Below are 17,097 nucleotides of genomic sequence, written 5' to 3' on the forward strand. Positions count from 1 at the left end.
TGCTTTCTTCCGAGCTGTGAGCGTGGCGATCGGAGCAAGCGAAGCAATTGCCATCAATATGCGTTGCTATGCACCAGGACCCGAAACGTCAGTGCGATAATTTTCAGGTCGCGCCAGATCGACCAGCCACCGAGATATTCCAGATCGGCGTGCAGCCGATCGGTAAGATCCGAGCGGACGTTGGTCGCGCCACGATATCCCCTAACCTGCGCCAGCCCTGTCAGGCCCGGCTTGGCGGCATGGCGATGCCAATATCGACCGTCGATTTCCCAGAACAACTGGCCCTCGGCCCGCGACCCAAGCGCGTGCGGCCGCGGCCCGACGATACTCATGCTGCCAAGGAGGACGTTGATCAGCTGGGGCAACTCGTCGATGCTGACCATCCGGATAAAGCGGCCGACCGTCGTGATCCGGTCATCGTCGCGACGCGTGGAGGCAACACCATCGCCGTCACAAACCTCGTTGCGCATGCTACGAAACTTGAAGACGCGGATGATCCGGTTGCTTCGTCCGATACGCGACTGAATGAAGAAGACCGGTCCCGCACTCTCAATCTTTATTGCGATCGCCACGATCATGAACAGCGGCGCGAGAAAGATCAGCGCGGTGCCCGCAACTGCCAGATCGAAGAGGCGCTTTACAAGTCGGTCGAACAGCCCGAGCGGGCCCTGAGCGACGATGATCGTCGGCACGGCGCCGAAACGACCCAGCCCTCGTGGCCGCATATCGGACAGTTCGGGCACGATGATCTCGGCATGGATGTTGGCGCCCTGAAGGGCATTGGCCCAAGCGAGCCTGAGGTCCGGCGCACAGTCCAGCACGACCCTGTCGGCGCCGCGCAAGGCGGTCCCGAGCTTGTCATACATGATGGGAGAACTGCTCTCCGGATCGAAATCGGACAATTTCAGGAAACCGGAAAACTCTCCATTCAGATGGCGCGGCGCCTCCTCCGCGATCAGGACGATGGAATAGGGACTTCCGCCAAGTATCGAAAATGCGCGGCGCAGAAAGAAGGTGCGTGTCCCGGCGAGGCTGACGGCGCTGGCGACAATGCCGATCGCAAAGGCAAGGCGCGAAAGTTCCTGGCTCGATTTGAAATAGAAGGCGACGAACAGCACAGTGGCAGCCGCGAGGACCAACGCGCGTAGCGCGCGCTTTACCCCGGTCTCCGGTGTCGTGGTTATGTCTGCGGAATAGGCGCCCGCGCTGGCGGCGCTGCCGAGATAGACGATCGCTATGGTGGTTCCAATCACGCTCCATTGCGAGCCGAATGGAGGGTAGACGAGACGCGCGAACGCAAAACTCGCATAGATGCACAGCATATCGAGGAGGATCAGGAAAGCGTGGAGACGCAGCCTCACCATGCGGCGTGACTTTAGTCCCTGCGCGCCGGTGCCGGAACCGTTTTCTACCTTTGCAGGCTCCAACCGTAGACCAAGCTCAACATTCATCGCCGGCCCCCTGCCTGGCCTCGAATCAACTTTTCGAGAGCGCAGCATAAGCAGGCAATCATTACCTGTTCAAGACTCGTCCTGCAGCGCAGCATTCACTTTAACATGATATTTACGCAATCTGCCGCCAAAATTGCCGCGTGCAGGCTGGCCCCGCTCTCCCCTTTCAACGGCGGTGCAGCAAAGGGAAAATCAATCGCAGATAGGGAGCGCGACATCGGATCGGCGCCGCGGCGCTGCCTGGGCGCCCAAAATGCCCCAATTGCCTTGAGCTGATATCTCGTGTTTTATTGCGCCAAAGCGGAGGTCGATCCGTCATGATGAGAGAGAGGAGGTAACCGAGGATATTCTTCATGACGATGCTTGAACGGATTGCCCGCGGCATTCACGCCAGTCTCAGCGGTGCTGCCTCCATCGAAGCCGATGCGACATGGGATTCGATGCCGAATGGCGAACGAGAGCCTTATTATGCCGCGGCGCTCAGGATGCTGACCGTCATCCGAACACCGACGAAAGCAATGTTGCTCGAGGGAAATCGGGCCGGCGCGCCGATGGATGCCGCCAATGTCTGGGAGCGCATGGCTTACACTGCACTCTATGAGTCGAAATAGCCGCGGGCCTTGATCTTGCATATCGGCCTCAATCTTCCCGCAATGCCCGCGCCGGCCGCACGTTGAGCACCGGCAGGCTGCCGACGACCCCGATGCTCAGCGTCACCAGGACCGATGCCATGAGAGTCAACGCGACCACGCCCCAGTCGGGCGCCCAGGGCAGGCCGAAGACCTGGACGACGACATACCACCCCGCCCCCGTTCCGATCGCCAGCGCCACGCCGGCGAGGAGCAGCCCGAGCAGCGCATATTCCATCGCCTGGACGCCCAGCACCTGAGCCCGGCTGCCGCCGAGCAGCTTGAGGATCACCGCATCCATCCGCCGGGCGCGAGCCGAGGCGGCGACCGCGCCGACCAGCACCGCCACGCCGGCGGCGACGGTAACCGCCGCCGCCGCACGGACGGCGAAGGCAATGCGGCCGAGCAGTTCGCCGAGCTGGCCGATCACGTCACCGACGCGGATCAGGGTGACCGAGGGCAGGACCGCGCCGACCTCACGCGCGATCTGCCCGTCGCGGCCGGACGGGGCATAGACGCTGGCGAGCAGGCTGTGCGGCGCTTCCTCGATAAGGCCGGGCGAGAAAACGATCGCGAAGTTGAGGCCGAGCCCGCTCCAGTCGATCGTGCGCAGCGCGGCGATGCGGGCCGGCACGTCGACGCCGAGCACGGCGACGGTGATCTCGTCGCCGACCTTCAGGCCGAGCGACGCGGCGGCCTTGTCCTCGATCGAGACGAGTGGCGGGCCTCGATAGCCAGCCGGCCACCATTTTCCTGCGCTGATCGCATTGCGCGCCGGCAGGGTCGCCGCCCAGGTGATGGTGCGATCGCCGCGGAGCACCCAGGCATCCTCGGGCAGGTTCTTCATATCGGTCACGCGCCGGCCCTTGAGCGCCACGACCGAGCCGCGCAGCGACGGCGTCGCCTCGAACCGCGCGTCTGGCGCGGCGCGCCTGACCGCGGCGCGGAAGATGCCCGCATCCTCGGGCTGGAGATCGATCGCGAAGAAGCGCGGCGCCTTGGCCGGGGCGGCATTGGCCATCTCGCTCGACAGGCTGGTGTCGATCACCGCCAGCGCGACGAACAGCGAGAAGCCGAGCCCCAGCGCGACCACCAGCCGGTCGGTCTGAGCGCCAGGGCGGTGGAGATTGGCCAGCGCCATGCGCAGCAGCGGCCGGCGGGGACGAGGCAGCCGGGCAATGCCGCGCCGGAGCGCCAGGCCGATCAGCCAGAGCGCGACGATGAGGACGGCGATCGCACCAACGAAGCCGAGCGCCAGGATCGGATCGGATGCCGTCAGCACGGCGAGCGCGACGAGCGCGACGAGCAGCCCGGCCATCGCCCCGATCACCCGCCAGGACGGCAGGCGACGGCGCGCGACCGCGCCGCGCAGCAATCGCGCTGCCGGGACACTCCGTGCCCGGGCCAGTGCGGGAAGCGCGAAGAGGATGCCGACGATCAGGCCCAGCGCCGCTGCGCTCAGCAAGGGCACGGGATAGAGGCCGAGGCGTGGCGGTACAGGCAATGCGTCGCCGGCAACGGCCGCGACGATCGGCGGCACGGCCGCGCCGAGGATCAAGCCGCTGCCGATGCCGGCACCCGCGACCAGGCCAAGCTGGATCAGGAACATCGAGGCGATGGTGCTGGAGCGTGCGCCGAGCACCTTGAGCGTCGCGATGATCGGGGTCTTGCCGGCGAGATAGGCGCTGACGCCGCTGCCCACCCCCACCCCGGCAATGGCCAACGCAGCGAGGCCGACGAGCAGGAGGAACTGGCCGAGCTGGGCGATGCCGCGCCGGAGCCCGCCGGCGGCGCTGTCGGCGGTGCGTTCCGACCAGCCGGCGCCCGGGAAGCGCGCAGTCAGGCGTTTGCCCAGCGCCTCCGCGTCGATACCGGGCGGCAGAGCCAACCGGTAGCGGCTCTCGTAAAGGCTGCCCGGCTGCACCGCATTGGTCGCGTCGAGCCCGGCCATGTCGACGATCACGCGCGGGCCGAAGCTGAAGCCGTCGCCCAGCGCGTCGGGCTCCTCGCCGATGATGCCGATCACCGCGAGCCGCGCGGTGCCGATGCGGATATGGTCGCCGACCTTCAGACCCAGTCGATCAGCGAGCACGGGCGCGATGGCTGCCTGACGGCCGTGCGGGCGCGGCGCGATGGCGCCGGGCGCGAGCCTGAAGCTGCCGACGAGCGGCCAGCGATCGTCTACGCCCTTGAGGTCGATCAGCGTGGGCGTCGCGCCGTCCTCGGGCTGGACCATCGCGCGCATGCCGACCGTTTCCGACATGCGGCCGCGGGCGGCGAAGGCGGCGCTTTCCTCGACCGTTGCCCGGCGCTGCGAGATACGCATCTGCAGGTCGCCGCCGAGCATCGCCCTGCTCTGCCCTTCGAGCGCGGAGAGGATGCTGGCCGAGAGGCTGCCGATCCCGGCGAGCGCCGCGGTGCCGAGGAACAGGCAGAGCGCGAGCAGCATCAGGCCGCGCCCGCCGCGTCTCAGGTCCCGCAGCGCCAGCCGCCAGGCGAGCCTCACGCGCGGCGCCGGTCAGCGACGATGCGGCCGTCGGCCAGCTCGATCACCCGGGCGCAGCGTGCCGCCAGCGCTGGATCATGCGTGATCACGAACAGGGTCGCACCGGTATCGCGGTGGCGCGCAAAGAGCAGATCCATGATCGCGGCGCCGGTCGCGGTGTCGAGATTGCCGGTCGGCTCGTCGGCGAACAGCAAGGCCGGGCGAGGGGCGAGCGCGCGGGCGATGGCGACGCGCTGCTGCTCGCCGCCGGAAAGCTGCGCGGGATAATGGTCGAGCCGGTGGCCCAGCCCCACGCCTTCCAGCTCGGCCGCGGCGCGCGCGAACGCATCGCGCTCCCCGGCCAGTTCGAGCGGGACGGCGACATTCTCCAGCGCGGTCATGGTCGGCAGCAGATGGAAGGCCTGAAGCACGATGCCGATGCGGCCGCGGCGCGCGACCGCCAGCGCATCCTCGTCGAGCGTGGCGAAATCCAGCCCGGTGACGCCGACGGCGCCACTGCTCGGCCGCTCCAGCCCGGACAGGATCGCCATCAGCGACGACTTGCCCGACCCCGACGGCCCGAGCAGCGCGACGCTGTCCCCGGTCGCGACCGACAGGTCGATCCCGTGCAGAATCTGGACCCGGGCGGGCGGTTGCCCGAGCGCCAGCGTGACCCCGGCGGCAACGATCACGTTGCTTTCGGGAGGTGTGGGGCTATCCGGGATACCGGCCGATGCGGAAGATGATGATGATGATGCCACGATTCCCGGGATATGGCGTGCTTCGCCGACTTGTCCAACTCGGCCTGTTGCTGGCGCTGACCGCCGCCGCACCGGCGCCGCCCAAAAAGCTGGTCTGGGCGTTCGGCGACAGCCTGATGGCGGGCCTCGGCCTGCCGCCCGACCAGGGATATGTGCCGCAGCTGCAACGGGCGCTCCGGCAAGCCGGGGTCGATGCCGAGGTGCGCAATGGCGGGGTGTCGGGCGACACCGCCGCTCAGGGGCGGGCACGGTTGTTGTGGGGCCTGCGCGGGCTCGGCCGGAAGCCCGATCTCGTGCTGCTGGAGCTTGGCGCGAACGACATGCTGCGCGGCCTGCCGACCGATCAGGTTGCAAGCAATCTCGACCGGATCCTGGCGGAGCTGAAGCGGCGGCAGATCCCGGTGCTGGTCATGGGCATGCGCGCCGCGCCCAATCTCGGCGCCGACTATCGCGGCGCGTTCGAGAGCATCTATCCGCGCCTTGCGAAGCGCCATGGCGCACCGCTCTATCCCTTTTTCCTCGAGGGCGTGGCGGGCAACCGGGCCCTGATCCAGGCCGACGGGCTGCACCCCAATGCGAAGGGCGTCGCGATCGTGGTGCGCAGGACGCTGCCGAGCATAGGAGCCGCGCTACGGCGGAAGGCTCCACTTTTCCCTGTTCCGGCCCGTTAACAGGGAAAAAGCAGGGAAGGGAAAAATTTTCCCCTGTCACGTTGGATTTTGGACGCATTATTTCGCATAAATATCAAATGCTTATTGGAAGCTACCCTGTTCTGCGGAACAGGGTAGAATTTCGCCATAACAGCGTAACGCCACGCCGATAGCAGGGTGGGCAGGCGGCGTACGGGGCGCCTTTTCGGTCGGTCATGTCAAAGAGCGCGGTGGCTGCCTGTGGAACACGCGGCCGGCAGCATCATGCAGCTATTTCGACCGAGTTGAATCGATCCCAGCCTTGATAACTATTATCCATCCGCGATATAGTGTTCCTGGAGAATGCCCCATGGCCAGCAGCGTCGACCTCGGAAACCATCTCGAAAATTTCGTCGGCCAACTCGTCAAAACGGGCCGTTACAACTCGCGTAGCGAAATCCTGCGCGAAGGGGTTCGTCTCATTCACGAGCGTGAGACGCGTCTTGCCGCGCTGGACGCATCCATAACGCGTGGCATTGCCGACGCTGACGCCGGGCGAATCCAGAGCCTGGACGCTGCAGCAGCGATGCTCGACGCGAAATATGCGTCGATGCCGGAAACGCGCGAGGCGCGGTGAAGGTTGTCCTGACTGACGAAGCGCTCGGCGATCTGGAGCGGATCGGCGACTATATCGCGCAGGACAATCCGGATCGTGCCCGCAGTTTCATACGAGAGTTGCTCGACAAGGCGCGGCAACTGGGTGACCTTCCTCAAGGCTTTCCACTGGTGCCCCGTTACGCGCATCTTGGCATTCGCCGCCGCGCGCACGGCAGCTACCTGATCTTCTATCGAGCGGAGCCGGACCGCGTGACCGTCATCCATGTCCTTCATGGTGCGCGTGACTACGAGGCGCTGTTGTTCCCCGACGATTGATCGACCCGGCCACCCCTCGCTCAGCGCGTGTCGATCAGCAATATCTCCGCGAACTTGCGCGATTCGATGCGGATGGCGGTTTCGTTAGTGATCGCGGCGCCTTCGAGCGGGCCGATGGCCTGGCCGTTGACGTCCACCGTGCCGGCCAGCGCCATCACATAGGCATGGCGCGACCGGGTGAGCGCATAATCGATCGCTCCCCTGGCCGGCAGGCGGGCGCCGAACACCCGCGCATGCGATTGCAGCGGCATGGCAAGGCGATCCTGCGGAAAGCCGCTGGCGAGGAGCGCGAGGCGGCCGGTGTGGGCGCGGTTGGGGAATTTCACGATGCGCCGCTGCACACGCTCCGGCACCGTTTCCATGCGCAGCCGGATCTCGACGAATTCCGCGGGCCTGGCGCCAGGATTGCTCTGGGCATGCGTGATACCGCGTCCGGGACAGAGCAATTGCACTTCCCCCGCCAATGTCCGGTCGACGGCATCCATGTTGACGTGATGCGCGATCACGCCCTTGCGCACGATCGTCAGGATATCGACGCCGTCGATGGCGTGCGGCGGCATGTCGGCACGCGGTTCGAGGATATTGTGGTTGAGCGTGGTCAGCGCACCCCAATGGCCGCGCGCGGAATCCTGATATTGCCCGAACGAGAAATGATGCAGCGCCTCCAGCCCGGGCAGGCGGCTCCGTCCCAGCTCGTCACGCGCGCGCAACACGACCATCGCTCACACGCCCGGCGTCAGGCGATAGCCGACGCCGGGTTCAGTCAGCAGCAGCCGGGGATCGCTGGGATCCTCCTCGATCTTCTGGCGCAGCAGGCCGATATAGACGCGCAGATACTGGCTGTCGGCACCCTCCGATCCCCAGCCGGCGGCGAGCAGCCTTTTGTGAGTCACCACCTGGCCGGCGCTGAGCGCGAGCACGCGCAGAAGATCGAATTCCTTCGGAGAAAGCCTGACCACATCGCCGTCCAGCCTGACCTGGCGCGCCGCGAAATTGATTTCGAGCGGAGCGCCCGAATAGGTTTCCGGCTCGCTCTCCAGGCTCTTGCCGCGGCGGATCGCGGCGCGGATGCGCGCCATCAGCTCGCCGATCTCGAACGGCTTGTTGACGTAATCGTCCGCGCCATTGTCGAGCGCGGCGATCTTCTCCGCTTCCTGGTGCCGCGCGGAGATCACGATGATCGGCACCGCGCTGGCCGCACGAATCCGCCGGATGACTTCCTTGCCGTCCATGTCGGGCAGACCGAGATCGAGCAGGACGACGTCCGGCCGCTCGTCCAGGGCCAGGCGCGAGGCGCTGCTGCCATCGGAGGCGACGCGCACTTTATAGCCCGCGGCGCCCAAGACGGGCTGAAGCACGGCGATGAGCGACGGCTCGTCATCGACAAGCAGGATATGAGTCATGAGCGGTCGCTCCCCATGGCAAGCGGAAGGCGAATGGTGATGCAGGTGCCGCGTCCCTCGATGCCGGGAATCGTCGCGCCGATGGTGCCACCCAGCGCCTCGACGAACCCCTTGGCGATGGCGAGGCCCAGACCGCTGCCGCGCGGCGACGCCTCGCTGCGCGCGACGCGGTGGAAGCGGTCGAACACACGCTCGGCATCCTGTTCCGGGATGCCATAGCCTTCATCGGCGATGGCGATGCAGCAAATATCCTCCGCCCCGGATATGCCGATGCGGATGCGGGTGCCGTCCTCGCTATAGGTGATCGCATTGTCGAGGATGTTGATCAGGACGAGCTCGAACAGCGCGGGGTTCGCGGCGATCTGAAGCTCGGATGCCCGGTCCTCCAGGGCAATCGACCGCGCGCCGGCCCGCGACCTGACTCGCTGGATCGCCGTCGCGACCATCTCGGACACGCCGAGCACCTGGAGCGAGGCAGGCTCTCCACGCGTTTCGAGCCGGCTCATCTCAAGCAGGTTGGCGGTGTAGCGGTTGAGCCGCTCGCCTTCCTCCACGATGCCCTGCAACAGGCGAAGCGAGGTTTCCGGATCGAGCTTCTCGCCATAGGTGATCAGGCTGGAGGCCGATGCGCAGATCGCGGTCAGCGGGGTGCGGAAATCATGGCTGACCGACGCAAGCAGCGCCGTCTTCAGTTCCTCGGCCCGGGCCGAGGCCTGACGCTCGGTCATCCGTTCGGACAGGGCCGCGCGCTCGAGCGCGAGCGCGACCATGTTGCCGAGCGCGTCGACGAATGCGGGTTCGATCCCGCGTGGGCGGAGCGGCTCGACGATCATCAGGATGGGGAGGCCGGTGCTGCCTTCGAGACGGCGACCGATGAGATTTCCGTCGTTGAGCGTCAGTGCCGGACCCGACAGCAAGGCCTGGGCCAGGGCCTGCCAGCGATCGTCGCGCTCCACCAGGTCGAGCGGAACCGCGGTCCGTCCCTCGGCGCGGAACAGCGAAATCCGCGCGCCGAGGATTTCATGGGCCGCCCCGTCGACGGTCGCGACCACATCCTCCGGGCGCTGGGTGGATTGAAGTTCGCGGCTCAGCTCGAGCAGACTGTTGAGCTGGAGATTGCTCGACCGCGCCGCCTCGGCATGATCCTTGAGCCGGCCGGCGAGCACGCCCGACACCAGGGCGCACAGGTTGAAGATGACCAGCGGCGCGATGTCGCTGCCCGTCGCCAGCCGGAAGGTCAGCACCGGCTCCGTCAGGTAGAAATTGTAGATCAGGAAGCCGACCAGCGCGGCGATCAGCGCAGAGGCCAGACCGCACAACGCGCCCGTGACGGTAATGCCGAGAACGAAGACCAGCGCCGCCGCCACCTCGCCATAGCGGGCTGCGGCGAAGGAACCGGTGGCGGACACGGTGACGAGCAGGAGCGTGAGCAGGAACTGACCGCTGCTCAGATGCAGCTTCACCTTGCGCATGGTGCCGAGCAGCGAGGTGGGAGATTCCGTCATCGACTAGCGTGTTTGCCCTCATCACCGGGTTTGGTCCACGGCGGCTGAGGCGGGCCTGTCGGGAGCGAATGCCCGCCCGCCGCCGTGGTGGGTGGAGCACCGCCTTTCAGGAGGAGGGTCCGTGCCGGGGGGCACGGCGGTGCTCGCCCAATCGGGATAGGCGCCGCCCGGCCGACCCGTCCATGCATAAAAAACCTATAGTAACGCTCCCTGCCCGCGCAGCCCTAGGGAGAGAGCGAACGCTGTCCCTTGGGGGGAAGAATGATGAACAAGATGGTCCTGACCGCCGCGATCGGCGCCGCGATGCTTGCCGGCTGCGCGAGCAAGAAACTGCCGGTCGACGGCAACAGCTATGCGCCGGGCGCCGGCGAGGCCTATACCGCGCCGGACAGCCTGTCCGGCCTGCAGGCCAGCCTGGTTGCCGCGGCAGGGAGCGACCGGGTGCTCTTCGGCTATGATTCCTTCACGCTCGAACCCGAGGCCCGCCAGACACTGGCGCGGCAGGCCGAATGGCTGCGGCAGCACCCGGACATCGGCTTCTCGATCGAAGGCCATTGCGACGAGCGGGGCACGCGCGACTATAATCTCGCGCTGGGCGACCGCCGCGCCCGCGCCGCCGCGGCCTTCCTGACCGCCGAAGGGATTGCGCCGACGCGAATCCGCACCATCTCCTATGGCAAGGAGCGCCCCGAGGCGCTCGGATCCGACGAGGGGTCCTATGCGGCCAATCGCCGGGCGGTATCGATCGTGATCGGGAACAATGGCAGCTGACCGAGGATGTGGCTATCGGCGCGGGACAGCGATCCTGGCCGCGACGCTTGCCTGCTGGACCGTTGCCGCCTGCGCCCAGCGATATAGCGACGATAGCTCGACCGACGAGCGTCAATATGACTGCGACGCGGGCAAATCCTTTTCCGCGGCCTTCTCCAAGGACAGGGTCCGGATCGATACCAAGGGGTATAGCTACGAGCTGGAGAAGCGCCCGTCGTCGGTGGGCGTCCGTTATGGATCCAAGCGGGTCGCCTTCGCCCAGGACGAGGATCGCGCCGTGCTGATCGGCGCGGGCGACGGGCCGTACCAGGGCTGCACTGAAACCGGCTTCCGCATCGACAGGTGAAGTCGACCAGCGCCCGGCAGATGCCTTGACTCATGCATCGCCATTTGGCTATATAGCCAAATGGCGATGCAAACCGACCCCAGCCTCGACGCAGTCTTTTCCGCTCTCGGCGATCCAACCCGCCGGGCGATCCTGGCCAGGCTGAGCCTGGGCGAGGCGACCGTCTCCGAGCTCATGCGGCCCTTCTCGCTCAGTCAGCCGACTATCTCGAAGCATCTCAAGGTGCTGGAGAATGCCGGCCTGATCGAGGGTGGCCGCGATGCGCAGCGTCGGCCGCGACGGCTGCGCGCCGAGGCGATGAAGGACATGGCCGACTGGATCGAGCCGTTCCGCCGCCTGTGGGAGCGCCGTTTCGACAATCTCGACCATCACCTCGCCACCCAGGCCGCGAAAAAGGAGGACTGACCGATGTTCACTGCCACCGACACCGATGCCGATCTCGTCAACCCGACCGGCTTCACGATCGATCGCGACACGAACACGATCCGTTTCGAGCGCGCTTTCGACGCACCCTCCATCCACGTCTTCGACGCCTGGACTCAGCCCGAGCAGGTAGCCGGCTGGTGGGACCCGACGGGCGAGCGCCTGAGTTCCTGCGAGATCGACCTGCGCCCCGGCGGCGCCTTCCGCTTCGTCAGCCGACATCACCCCGACCGGCCCTTTTCCGGCGTGTATCGGGAGATCACGCCGCCCAATCTGATCGTGTTCGACGCCAATGGCGCGGTCGGGCGGGTGAAGCTGGTCGAGGCGTCCGGCAGGACTCGCATGACCGTCGAGATCCAGTGCCAGTCGAGCGAGCATCTCGACCACTATATGCAGATCGGCGTGCATCTCGGCACCGACCGGACGCTGGACAATCTCGTCGCCTTTGTCGCTGGGGCCTGAGGCCAGGCTCAGCCGCGCAGCATCTGCATCACATAAGCGCGGATGCGGCCGTAATTGTCGCGGAGCGGCCCGAGGATGCCGTGCCGCTCCGGCGGCAGATGCGCGAGCGGATGGCCGTTCTCGCGGAAGACATAATGGTCGAACAGCGCCTTCCAGGCGCCCCGTTCGCCCTCGGGCCGTTCGGCAATGGCGATCATCGCGAGCAACAGCGTGGTATAGGGCGCATCCGGCCCGGCGCCGAACGCGTCCCACCAGTAATTGACCAGGACGTTGAACGGCGCGGTCGATTCGACCTGATGCCACCAGAGCTTGGGCAGATAGAGCGCGTCGCCGGGTTCGAGCTCGGCCACCAGGGCCCGATCGCGTACCGTTTCGAACTTCGGATAGCGCGCATCGCCAGGTGCCGCGGCAGCGGCGAGGCTGACCGGCTGGCCCGCCATGGTCCGGTCGATCGGGCCGACATAGAGGCTGTCGATCAGCCTGGGATCGTACAGCGTGAAGCGCCGGCGGCCGGCGACGACGCAGGCGACATTGTCCATCGTGTCGTAATGCGCCGCGACATTGGAGGCGTGGCCAATCCAGATGCGCGGCCCGACGCCGGGCAGCATGGGGAGCGGATTACGGTCAGCGAGTCCGGGAAGATAATCGTCCATCGAGAGCGAGCCGGCATAGATGCTGTCGGCGTCGGGCCGATCGAGGCCGGCCAGGATCGCCTCGAGTGCCTCGGCGAGGCGCATCCGGCAACGCTCGAAATTGAAGCCCTGCAGGGTCTCGTCATAATAATATTTGCCGGCGATGCGTGGCGCGCCGAAAAAGGCCTCCATCTCGCGGCCCGTATCGAACGACGCGAGGTAGCGCGCGAAAGCAGCCGGCGCTTCGGCCGCCGCAGCGATCGCCGGCCAGTCACGCACCAGCCCGCGCAACAGGACCGGGCGGCACGGCTCGACGACATCCCGCCGGAACGCCGCGGCATCGGTGAGCAGTTCTGCCGGATATTCCGCAACGGCGGGCATGGCTGGTTCAGAACGCTCCGACCGGGGCGAGCGCGGTCAGCCGGTCGTTCCGGCGACGCGCCAGCGACGGAATCTGATTGAGCGAGCCGAGCATCAGCGACGCGGCATGGAGATAACCGCGCCGGAACAGGTCGACCACCCGCGCATCCTCCAGATCGGCCAGTGCATCGCGATTGATGGTATAGGCGCCCGCCACGCTGCTCTTCGTGCCGTCGTCGAAGCTCACATCGATATCGATCGGTTCGACCAGCTTGAGGTCGAGCATCGTCCGGATGAACGCGCGCGTCTCGTCCAGGCCCGGGCGCAATTCGCGGAAGGTGGCGATGACGCGCTGCAGATAGGGCGTCGGCTCTCCCCCATCGTCGAACACCCGCTCGCCGCCAAAAGCGCTCACCCGGGGGCTGTCGAGATCGACCGCGAGGCCCGTCTCGGTCGCGAAAAAGGGTTCGCGCTCCAGGTTCAGCGGCCGGTAACCGTGCATGCCGCCGCCCGGCTTCAGGAACAGATTCTCCCCTTCGTCGAAACCGAGCATCGCGGCACAGAAAAAGGCGCCGGTGTCCGACTGCTTGCCGAACAGGATGGGATAATCGACCGCGAGCAAGGCGAATTCGCGCAGGATGACCTGAACGAGATGCGTGCCGTCGCCGTTGCGCGGGGAAGCGATCGTATCGATGCGCAGGTCGCGGTGGGCGACCGTGTCCAATGGCACGATATTGCTCATCAAGTCAGACGCCTTCCCATGGCCGCACCGCTCTCTGACGGTTGACCTATCCGTTTTGGAGATGGCCCGTCGCAGCCGACATGCGCCTCCCCTGCGCGATGATAGCTGGCGCCATGCGCGAAGCCAATGACGGATGATAGCGCGCACAAACAAGATCCATTCCCGATATAAATGCCCCCTTTCCCGTGCTCCAACCGATCAGCAGCCAGCCTGACAACGGCGGAAATGTGGCAAATATGGCGCTTGCCCGACAAAAATGTTCGCGCTACCACTATAGGATATAGAATATGCGAAAACGCATATAGGATATCAAAATCGGTGAGGCGCGTAACGGCGCGACCTCATCACGGAGAGGATGAATGGGGCTCCACTCATCATCGTGACGAAATGTGTCGTCGGGTCCGAAGGACCCGGCGCGGCATGGGGCGTGGTTCGCAGTGATCCGCGCCGACGAGGACGCGCCGACCGGAAATGTGCCGGCGCCGAACCAGAAACGACGTTAGGCAGGAGAGAAGAATGACCATGAACAGGGTGGGCACGAGAACCGGCAAGGGGAGCGCGCTGCCGATACGCAGCCTTTTGCTCCTCGGCGCCTCGACAATTACGATGATGGCGGCGCCGGCCTATGCGCAGGCAGCGGCGGAGCAGGACAGCCCTGCCGCGGGCGCGGCGGCATCGCCTGACGAGGACATCATCGTCACCGGCATTCGCGGGTCGCTCCAGCGCAACCTCGACATCAAGCGCGATGCCGTGGGCGTTCTCGATGCGATCTCGGCGGAAGACATCGGCAAATTCCCGGATTCGAACGTCGCGGCGGCGTTGCAGCGCCTGCCGGGCGTGTCGATCCAGCGCGACGGCGCGCGCGGCGAGCCCACGGGCATCACGGTGCGCGGCTTTGGCGGCGACTTCAACGAGACGCTCTATGACGGCCGCCGCGTTCCCACGACGAACGGCGGACGCTCGGTCGACTTCAGCACCGTCGGCGCCGATTTCGTCGGTCAGCTGAACGTGATGAAGACCCCGGACGTCTCGGTCGGCGCGAGTTCGATCGGCGCGACGCTCAACATCCTGCTGCCCAAGCCGTTCGACCATCCCGGCTTCCGGCTGGCCGCCAGCGCATCGGGATCGTACCAGGAATATGCCAAGAAGGTCGTTCCGACCGGTGGGATCCTGATCAGCGACACCTTCGCCGACGACACCTTCGGCATTCTCGCCGACGTCGTCTATACCCGCCACGATACCCAGACGAACCAGGCCTATATCAACGGCTTCGGCTTCGCCTATTTCGCCCCCTGCCAGTTGGCCGGGAGCACGGCGCAAAACTGCGCGCCGACCTCCGCGACGGCGAATGCCCAGGGCGTCCCCACGCCCGCCAGCAACCTGACCAGCGTGCGCGGCGCGTTCGAACAACAATATGGCCTGAGCCAGATCTACACCAAGGACGAGCGCATCGACGGACGCCTCGCCCTGCAATGGCAGCCGTCCGACAAGGTCCTGGTGTCGCTCGACAGCAATTTCTCACGCCAGTCGATCAACCAGGATTCGTTCGGGTTCGGCATCTGGTTCAACCAGGGCAGCCTGCGCAACGTCACGCTCGACAGCAACGGCGTGCCGACCAACTTCACGCAGGCCGGCACCCAGACCGATTTCAACGCGACCACCAATAGCGACGTCCGGCAGACCAGCCAGACCGGCCTGAACGTGAAATGGGACGTCTCCGACAACTTCAAGGTCGAAGCCGACGCCAATTATGCCAAGGGCTGGCGCAATCCGGATGGCCGGGTCAACAGCCGCAACGGTGACGTCGGCTATGGCTTCGGCATCGGCCCGTCGCTCGGCATCGTCATTGCCGGCGACAGCACGAATTCGATTCCCACGCTCAACAATTACGGCGTGAACGGCGACGAAGCGCGCTGGGTCGATACCTCGGTCATCGGTTCGCATGTGACCGTGAACACGGCGAACAAGAACACCGATACCGTCAAGCAGGCCCGGCTGTCGGGCGAGTGGAAGCAGGACGATTTCTCGATCAAGTTCGGCGGGACCTATCTCGACGATCAGTTCAAGATCCAGACCAGCGACACCTTCGCCAATAATTTCTGGCAGGCCTATGCGGGCTATGGACCGCCCTCGGGTGGCACGACGGGCGTTCTGCTCCCCGCGAGCCTGTTCAAGGGTACGGTGAGCACCGCCAACTTCCTGCCGGGCTATACGGGCAATCTGCCGCCGTCGCTGCTCCGGTACACCGCGGCGGACTATCAGGCCTATCTGACGAGCCTAGGCAACCCGCAGACCAAGAACATCCCGGGGTTCAACTATCTGGACGGACAGGTCGGCCCGAATTTCAAGGGCACCTTCGACGTCAAGCTCAACCCGGCCAGCGTGCAGGTCATCACGGAGAAGACCTGGGCGGCGTTCGTCCGCGCCAGCTTCGAAACCGAGATCGCCGGCATGAAGTTCAACTTCAACGCGGGTGCCCGTGAGGAAGTCACTCACATCACCTCGAGCGGCGTAGGCCAAGTGCCGCTGACGCTGACTCAGGGCATTGGCGATCCCACCCTGTTGTCGGTCGGATTCTCGCCCAGCCAGCCGGTGACGACGAAGAGCAGCTATGCCTATCTGCTGCCGAGCATCGACATGAAGCTGAACCTCACGGACAATTTCGACGTCCGGTTCGATGCCTCGCGCACGCTGACTCGCCCGAATCTCGGCTTCCTGACCCCGGTTCTCAACGTGGGCAGCGGCCAGCGTATCGGTGCCTTCACGGCCACCGGCGGCAACCCGACGCTGCGTCCGTATCTGTCGGAGAATTTCGACCTCACGGCCGAATGGTATTACCAGCGCAACTCCTATTTCGCGGTGGATCTGTTCGTGAAGAACGTCAGCAACTTCATCGTTGCCGGCGTGACTCGCCAGCCGATCAACAATGTGATCGATCCGACCACCGGGTTGCCGGCGCAATTCTCCGTCTCGGCCCGGGTCAACGGACCCGACGCGACGGTGAAGGGTGTCGAAATCGCCTGGCAGCACGTGTTCGGGGACAGCGGCTTCGGCTTCAACGCGAACGCGACCCTGGTCGATACCAACAAGCCCTATGATCCGAACGACTTCACCCAGAGCGGCTTCGCCGTCACCGGGCTGGCCAATTCGGCGAACTTCGTTGGCTTTTTCGACAAATACGGCTTCCAGGCGCGTGTCGCGGTCAACTGGCGTGACGAATATCTGCTCCAGTTCGGCCAGGCGCAGAACAATGGCAGGTTCGGCGCCGAACCGACCTTCGTGAACCAGAGCACGCAGATCGACTTCAGCACGAGCTATGAGCTGACGAAGCAGTTCACGATCTTCGCCGAAGCGCTGAACCTGACCAACGAGACCTACAGCACGCATGGCCGGTACAAGAACCAGCTGCTGACCGCGTACGGCTATGGCCGGCGTATCACGGCCGGCGTGCGCTTCCACTACTAAGAGGGTCGCATCCCCTGGGGCCGTCGACCGTCGAGGTTGGCGGCCCCCTTTTCTTTCATGCTAGGGGCAGCCCGGGCCACAGCGAAGAAAGTAGCCGACT

General features: G+C 65.6%; 17 protein-coding genes. 9 read left to right on the top strand and 8 right to left on the bottom strand.

Going from position 1 to position 17,097, the window contains the following annotated elements; all coding sequences use genetic code 11:
- Nucleotides 1-53 precede the first annotated feature (53 nt).
- Nucleotides 54-1,451 carry a sugar transferase gene (locus tag AC1DX5_RS12050; RefSeq protein WP_465172452.1) on the bottom strand — a complete coding sequence of 466 codons (1,398 nt, stop codon included), beginning with the start codon at nt 1,449-1,451 and terminating at the stop codon, nt 54-56.
- Nucleotides 1,452-1,804: 353 nt separating this feature from the next.
- Between AC1DX5_RS12050 and AC1DX5_RS12055 the strand changes: the two genes are divergently transcribed.
- A complete protein-coding gene (locus AC1DX5_RS12055; RefSeq protein WP_465176104.1) occupies nt 1,805-2,062 on the top strand; it encodes a hypothetical protein in 258 nt (85 codons plus the stop codon).
- Nucleotides 2,063-2,090: 28 nt separating this feature from the next.
- On the opposite strand, the gene AC1DX5_RS12060 is transcribed toward AC1DX5_RS12055, so the two are convergent.
- Both AC1DX5_RS12060 and AC1DX5_RS12065 read right to left on the bottom strand, forming a co-directional pair.
- Nucleotides 2,091-4,586 carry an ABC transporter permease gene (locus AC1DX5_RS12060; RefSeq protein WP_478015635.1) on the bottom strand — a complete coding sequence of 832 codons (2,496 nt, stop codon included), beginning with the start codon at nt 4,584-4,586 and terminating at the stop codon, nt 2,091-2,093.
- Nucleotides 4,583-5,257 (bottom strand): ABC transporter ATP-binding protein, encoded by a 675-nt coding sequence (locus AC1DX5_RS12065; protein WP_465172449.1) that lies wholly within the window; start codon nt 5,255-5,257, stop codon nt 4,583-4,585. The genes AC1DX5_RS12060 and AC1DX5_RS12065 overlap by 4 nt, the downstream gene beginning before the upstream one ends.
- A gap of 62 nt (nt 5,258-5,319) precedes the next feature.
- Here AC1DX5_RS12065 and AC1DX5_RS12070 point away from each other — a divergent pair, with 62 nt between their 5' ends.
- The 3 genes from AC1DX5_RS12070 (at nt 5,320) to AC1DX5_RS12080 (ending at nt 6,888) form a co-directional block, all read left to right on the top strand.
- Nucleotides 5,320-5,997, top strand: a complete 678-nt coding sequence (locus AC1DX5_RS12070; RefSeq protein WP_465176102.1) for an arylesterase — start codon at nt 5,320-5,322, stop codon at nt 5,995-5,997.
- A 328-nt stretch (nt 5,998-6,325) separates the two neighbouring features.
- Entirely contained in the window at nt 6,326-6,592 is a 267-nt protein-coding gene (locus tag AC1DX5_RS12075; RefSeq protein ID WP_465176101.1) for a type II toxin-antitoxin system ParD family antitoxin, read from the top strand.
- On the top strand, nt 6,589-6,888 hold the full coding sequence (locus AC1DX5_RS12080) for a type II toxin-antitoxin system RelE/ParE family toxin (RefSeq protein WP_465172445.1): 300 nt from the start codon (nt 6,589-6,591) through the stop codon (nt 6,886-6,888). Before AC1DX5_RS12075 ends, AC1DX5_RS12080 begins: the two co-directional genes overlap by 4 nt.
- Before the next feature lie 20 nt (nt 6,889-6,908).
- Here the strand turns inward: AC1DX5_RS12080 and AC1DX5_RS12085 are convergent, their stop codons facing one another.
- The 3 genes from AC1DX5_RS12085 to AC1DX5_RS12095 are packed head-to-tail and all read right to left on the bottom strand — an operon-like array spanning nt 6,909 to nt 9,796.
- Nucleotides 6,909-7,607 carry a pirin family protein gene (locus AC1DX5_RS12085; RefSeq protein WP_465172444.1) on the bottom strand — a complete coding sequence of 233 codons (699 nt, stop codon included), beginning with the start codon at nt 7,605-7,607 and terminating at the stop codon, nt 6,909-6,911.
- Between the two features lie 3 nt (nt 7,608-7,610).
- Nucleotides 7,611-8,291: a response regulator transcription factor gene (locus AC1DX5_RS12090; protein WP_465172443.1), complete on the bottom strand. Its 681-nt coding sequence runs from the start codon at nt 8,289-8,291 to the stop codon at nt 7,611-7,613.
- Nucleotides 8,288-9,796 (bottom strand): sensor histidine kinase, encoded by a 1,509-nt coding sequence (locus AC1DX5_RS12095; RefSeq protein WP_465172442.1) that lies wholly within the window; start codon nt 9,794-9,796, stop codon nt 8,288-8,290. The genes AC1DX5_RS12090 and AC1DX5_RS12095 overlap by 4 nt, the downstream gene beginning before the upstream one ends.
- A gap of 261 nt (nt 9,797-10,057) precedes the next feature.
- On the opposite strand from AC1DX5_RS12095, the gene pal reads away from it, so the two are divergent.
- From pal to AC1DX5_RS12115, 4 genes are read left to right on the top strand one after another with little or no spacing between them, the layout of a single operon-like run.
- Nucleotides 10,058-10,567 (top strand): peptidoglycan-associated lipoprotein Pal, encoded by a 510-nt coding sequence (pal, locus tag AC1DX5_RS12100; protein WP_478015637.1) that lies wholly within the window; start codon nt 10,058-10,060, stop codon nt 10,565-10,567.
- On the top strand, nt 10,557-10,913 hold the full coding sequence (locus tag AC1DX5_RS12105) for a hypothetical protein (RefSeq protein ID WP_478015639.1): 357 nt from the start codon (nt 10,557-10,559) through the stop codon (nt 10,911-10,913). Before pal ends, AC1DX5_RS12105 begins: the two co-directional genes overlap by 11 nt.
- A 60-nt stretch (nt 10,914-10,973) precedes the next feature.
- A complete protein-coding gene (locus AC1DX5_RS12110; protein WP_478015641.1) occupies nt 10,974-11,318 on the top strand; it encodes an ArsR/SmtB family transcription factor in 345 nt (114 codons plus the stop codon).
- Nucleotides 11,319-11,321: 3 nt separating this feature from the next.
- Complete coding sequence (locus AC1DX5_RS12115; RefSeq protein ID WP_478015643.1) at nt 11,322-11,798, top strand: SRPBCC domain-containing protein; 477 nt, start codon at nt 11,322-11,324, stop codon at nt 11,796-11,798.
- An 8-nt stretch (nt 11,799-11,806) separates the two neighbouring features.
- Here the strand turns inward: AC1DX5_RS12115 and AC1DX5_RS12120 are convergent, their stop codons facing one another.
- Together AC1DX5_RS12120 and AC1DX5_RS12125 are read right to left on the bottom strand one after the other, a co-directional pair.
- Nucleotides 11,807-12,811: a cupin-like domain-containing protein gene (locus tag AC1DX5_RS12120; protein WP_478015645.1), complete on the bottom strand. Its 1,005-nt coding sequence runs from the start codon at nt 12,809-12,811 to the stop codon at nt 11,807-11,809.
- Nucleotides 12,812-12,818: 7 nt separating this feature from the next.
- A complete protein-coding gene (locus tag AC1DX5_RS12125) occupies nt 12,819-13,532 on the bottom strand; it encodes a SapC family protein (protein WP_478015647.1) in 714 nt (237 codons plus the stop codon).
- Nucleotides 13,533-14,048: 516 nt separating this feature from the next.
- Here AC1DX5_RS12125 and AC1DX5_RS12130 point away from each other — a divergent pair.
- A complete protein-coding gene (locus AC1DX5_RS12130; protein ID WP_478015649.1) occupies nt 14,049-16,997 on the top strand; it encodes a TonB-dependent receptor in 2,949 nt (982 codons plus the stop codon).
- Nucleotides 16,998-17,097 lie beyond the last annotated feature (100 nt).

It is taken from the genome of Sphingomonas sp. P2_B6, from assembly GCF_056404755.1.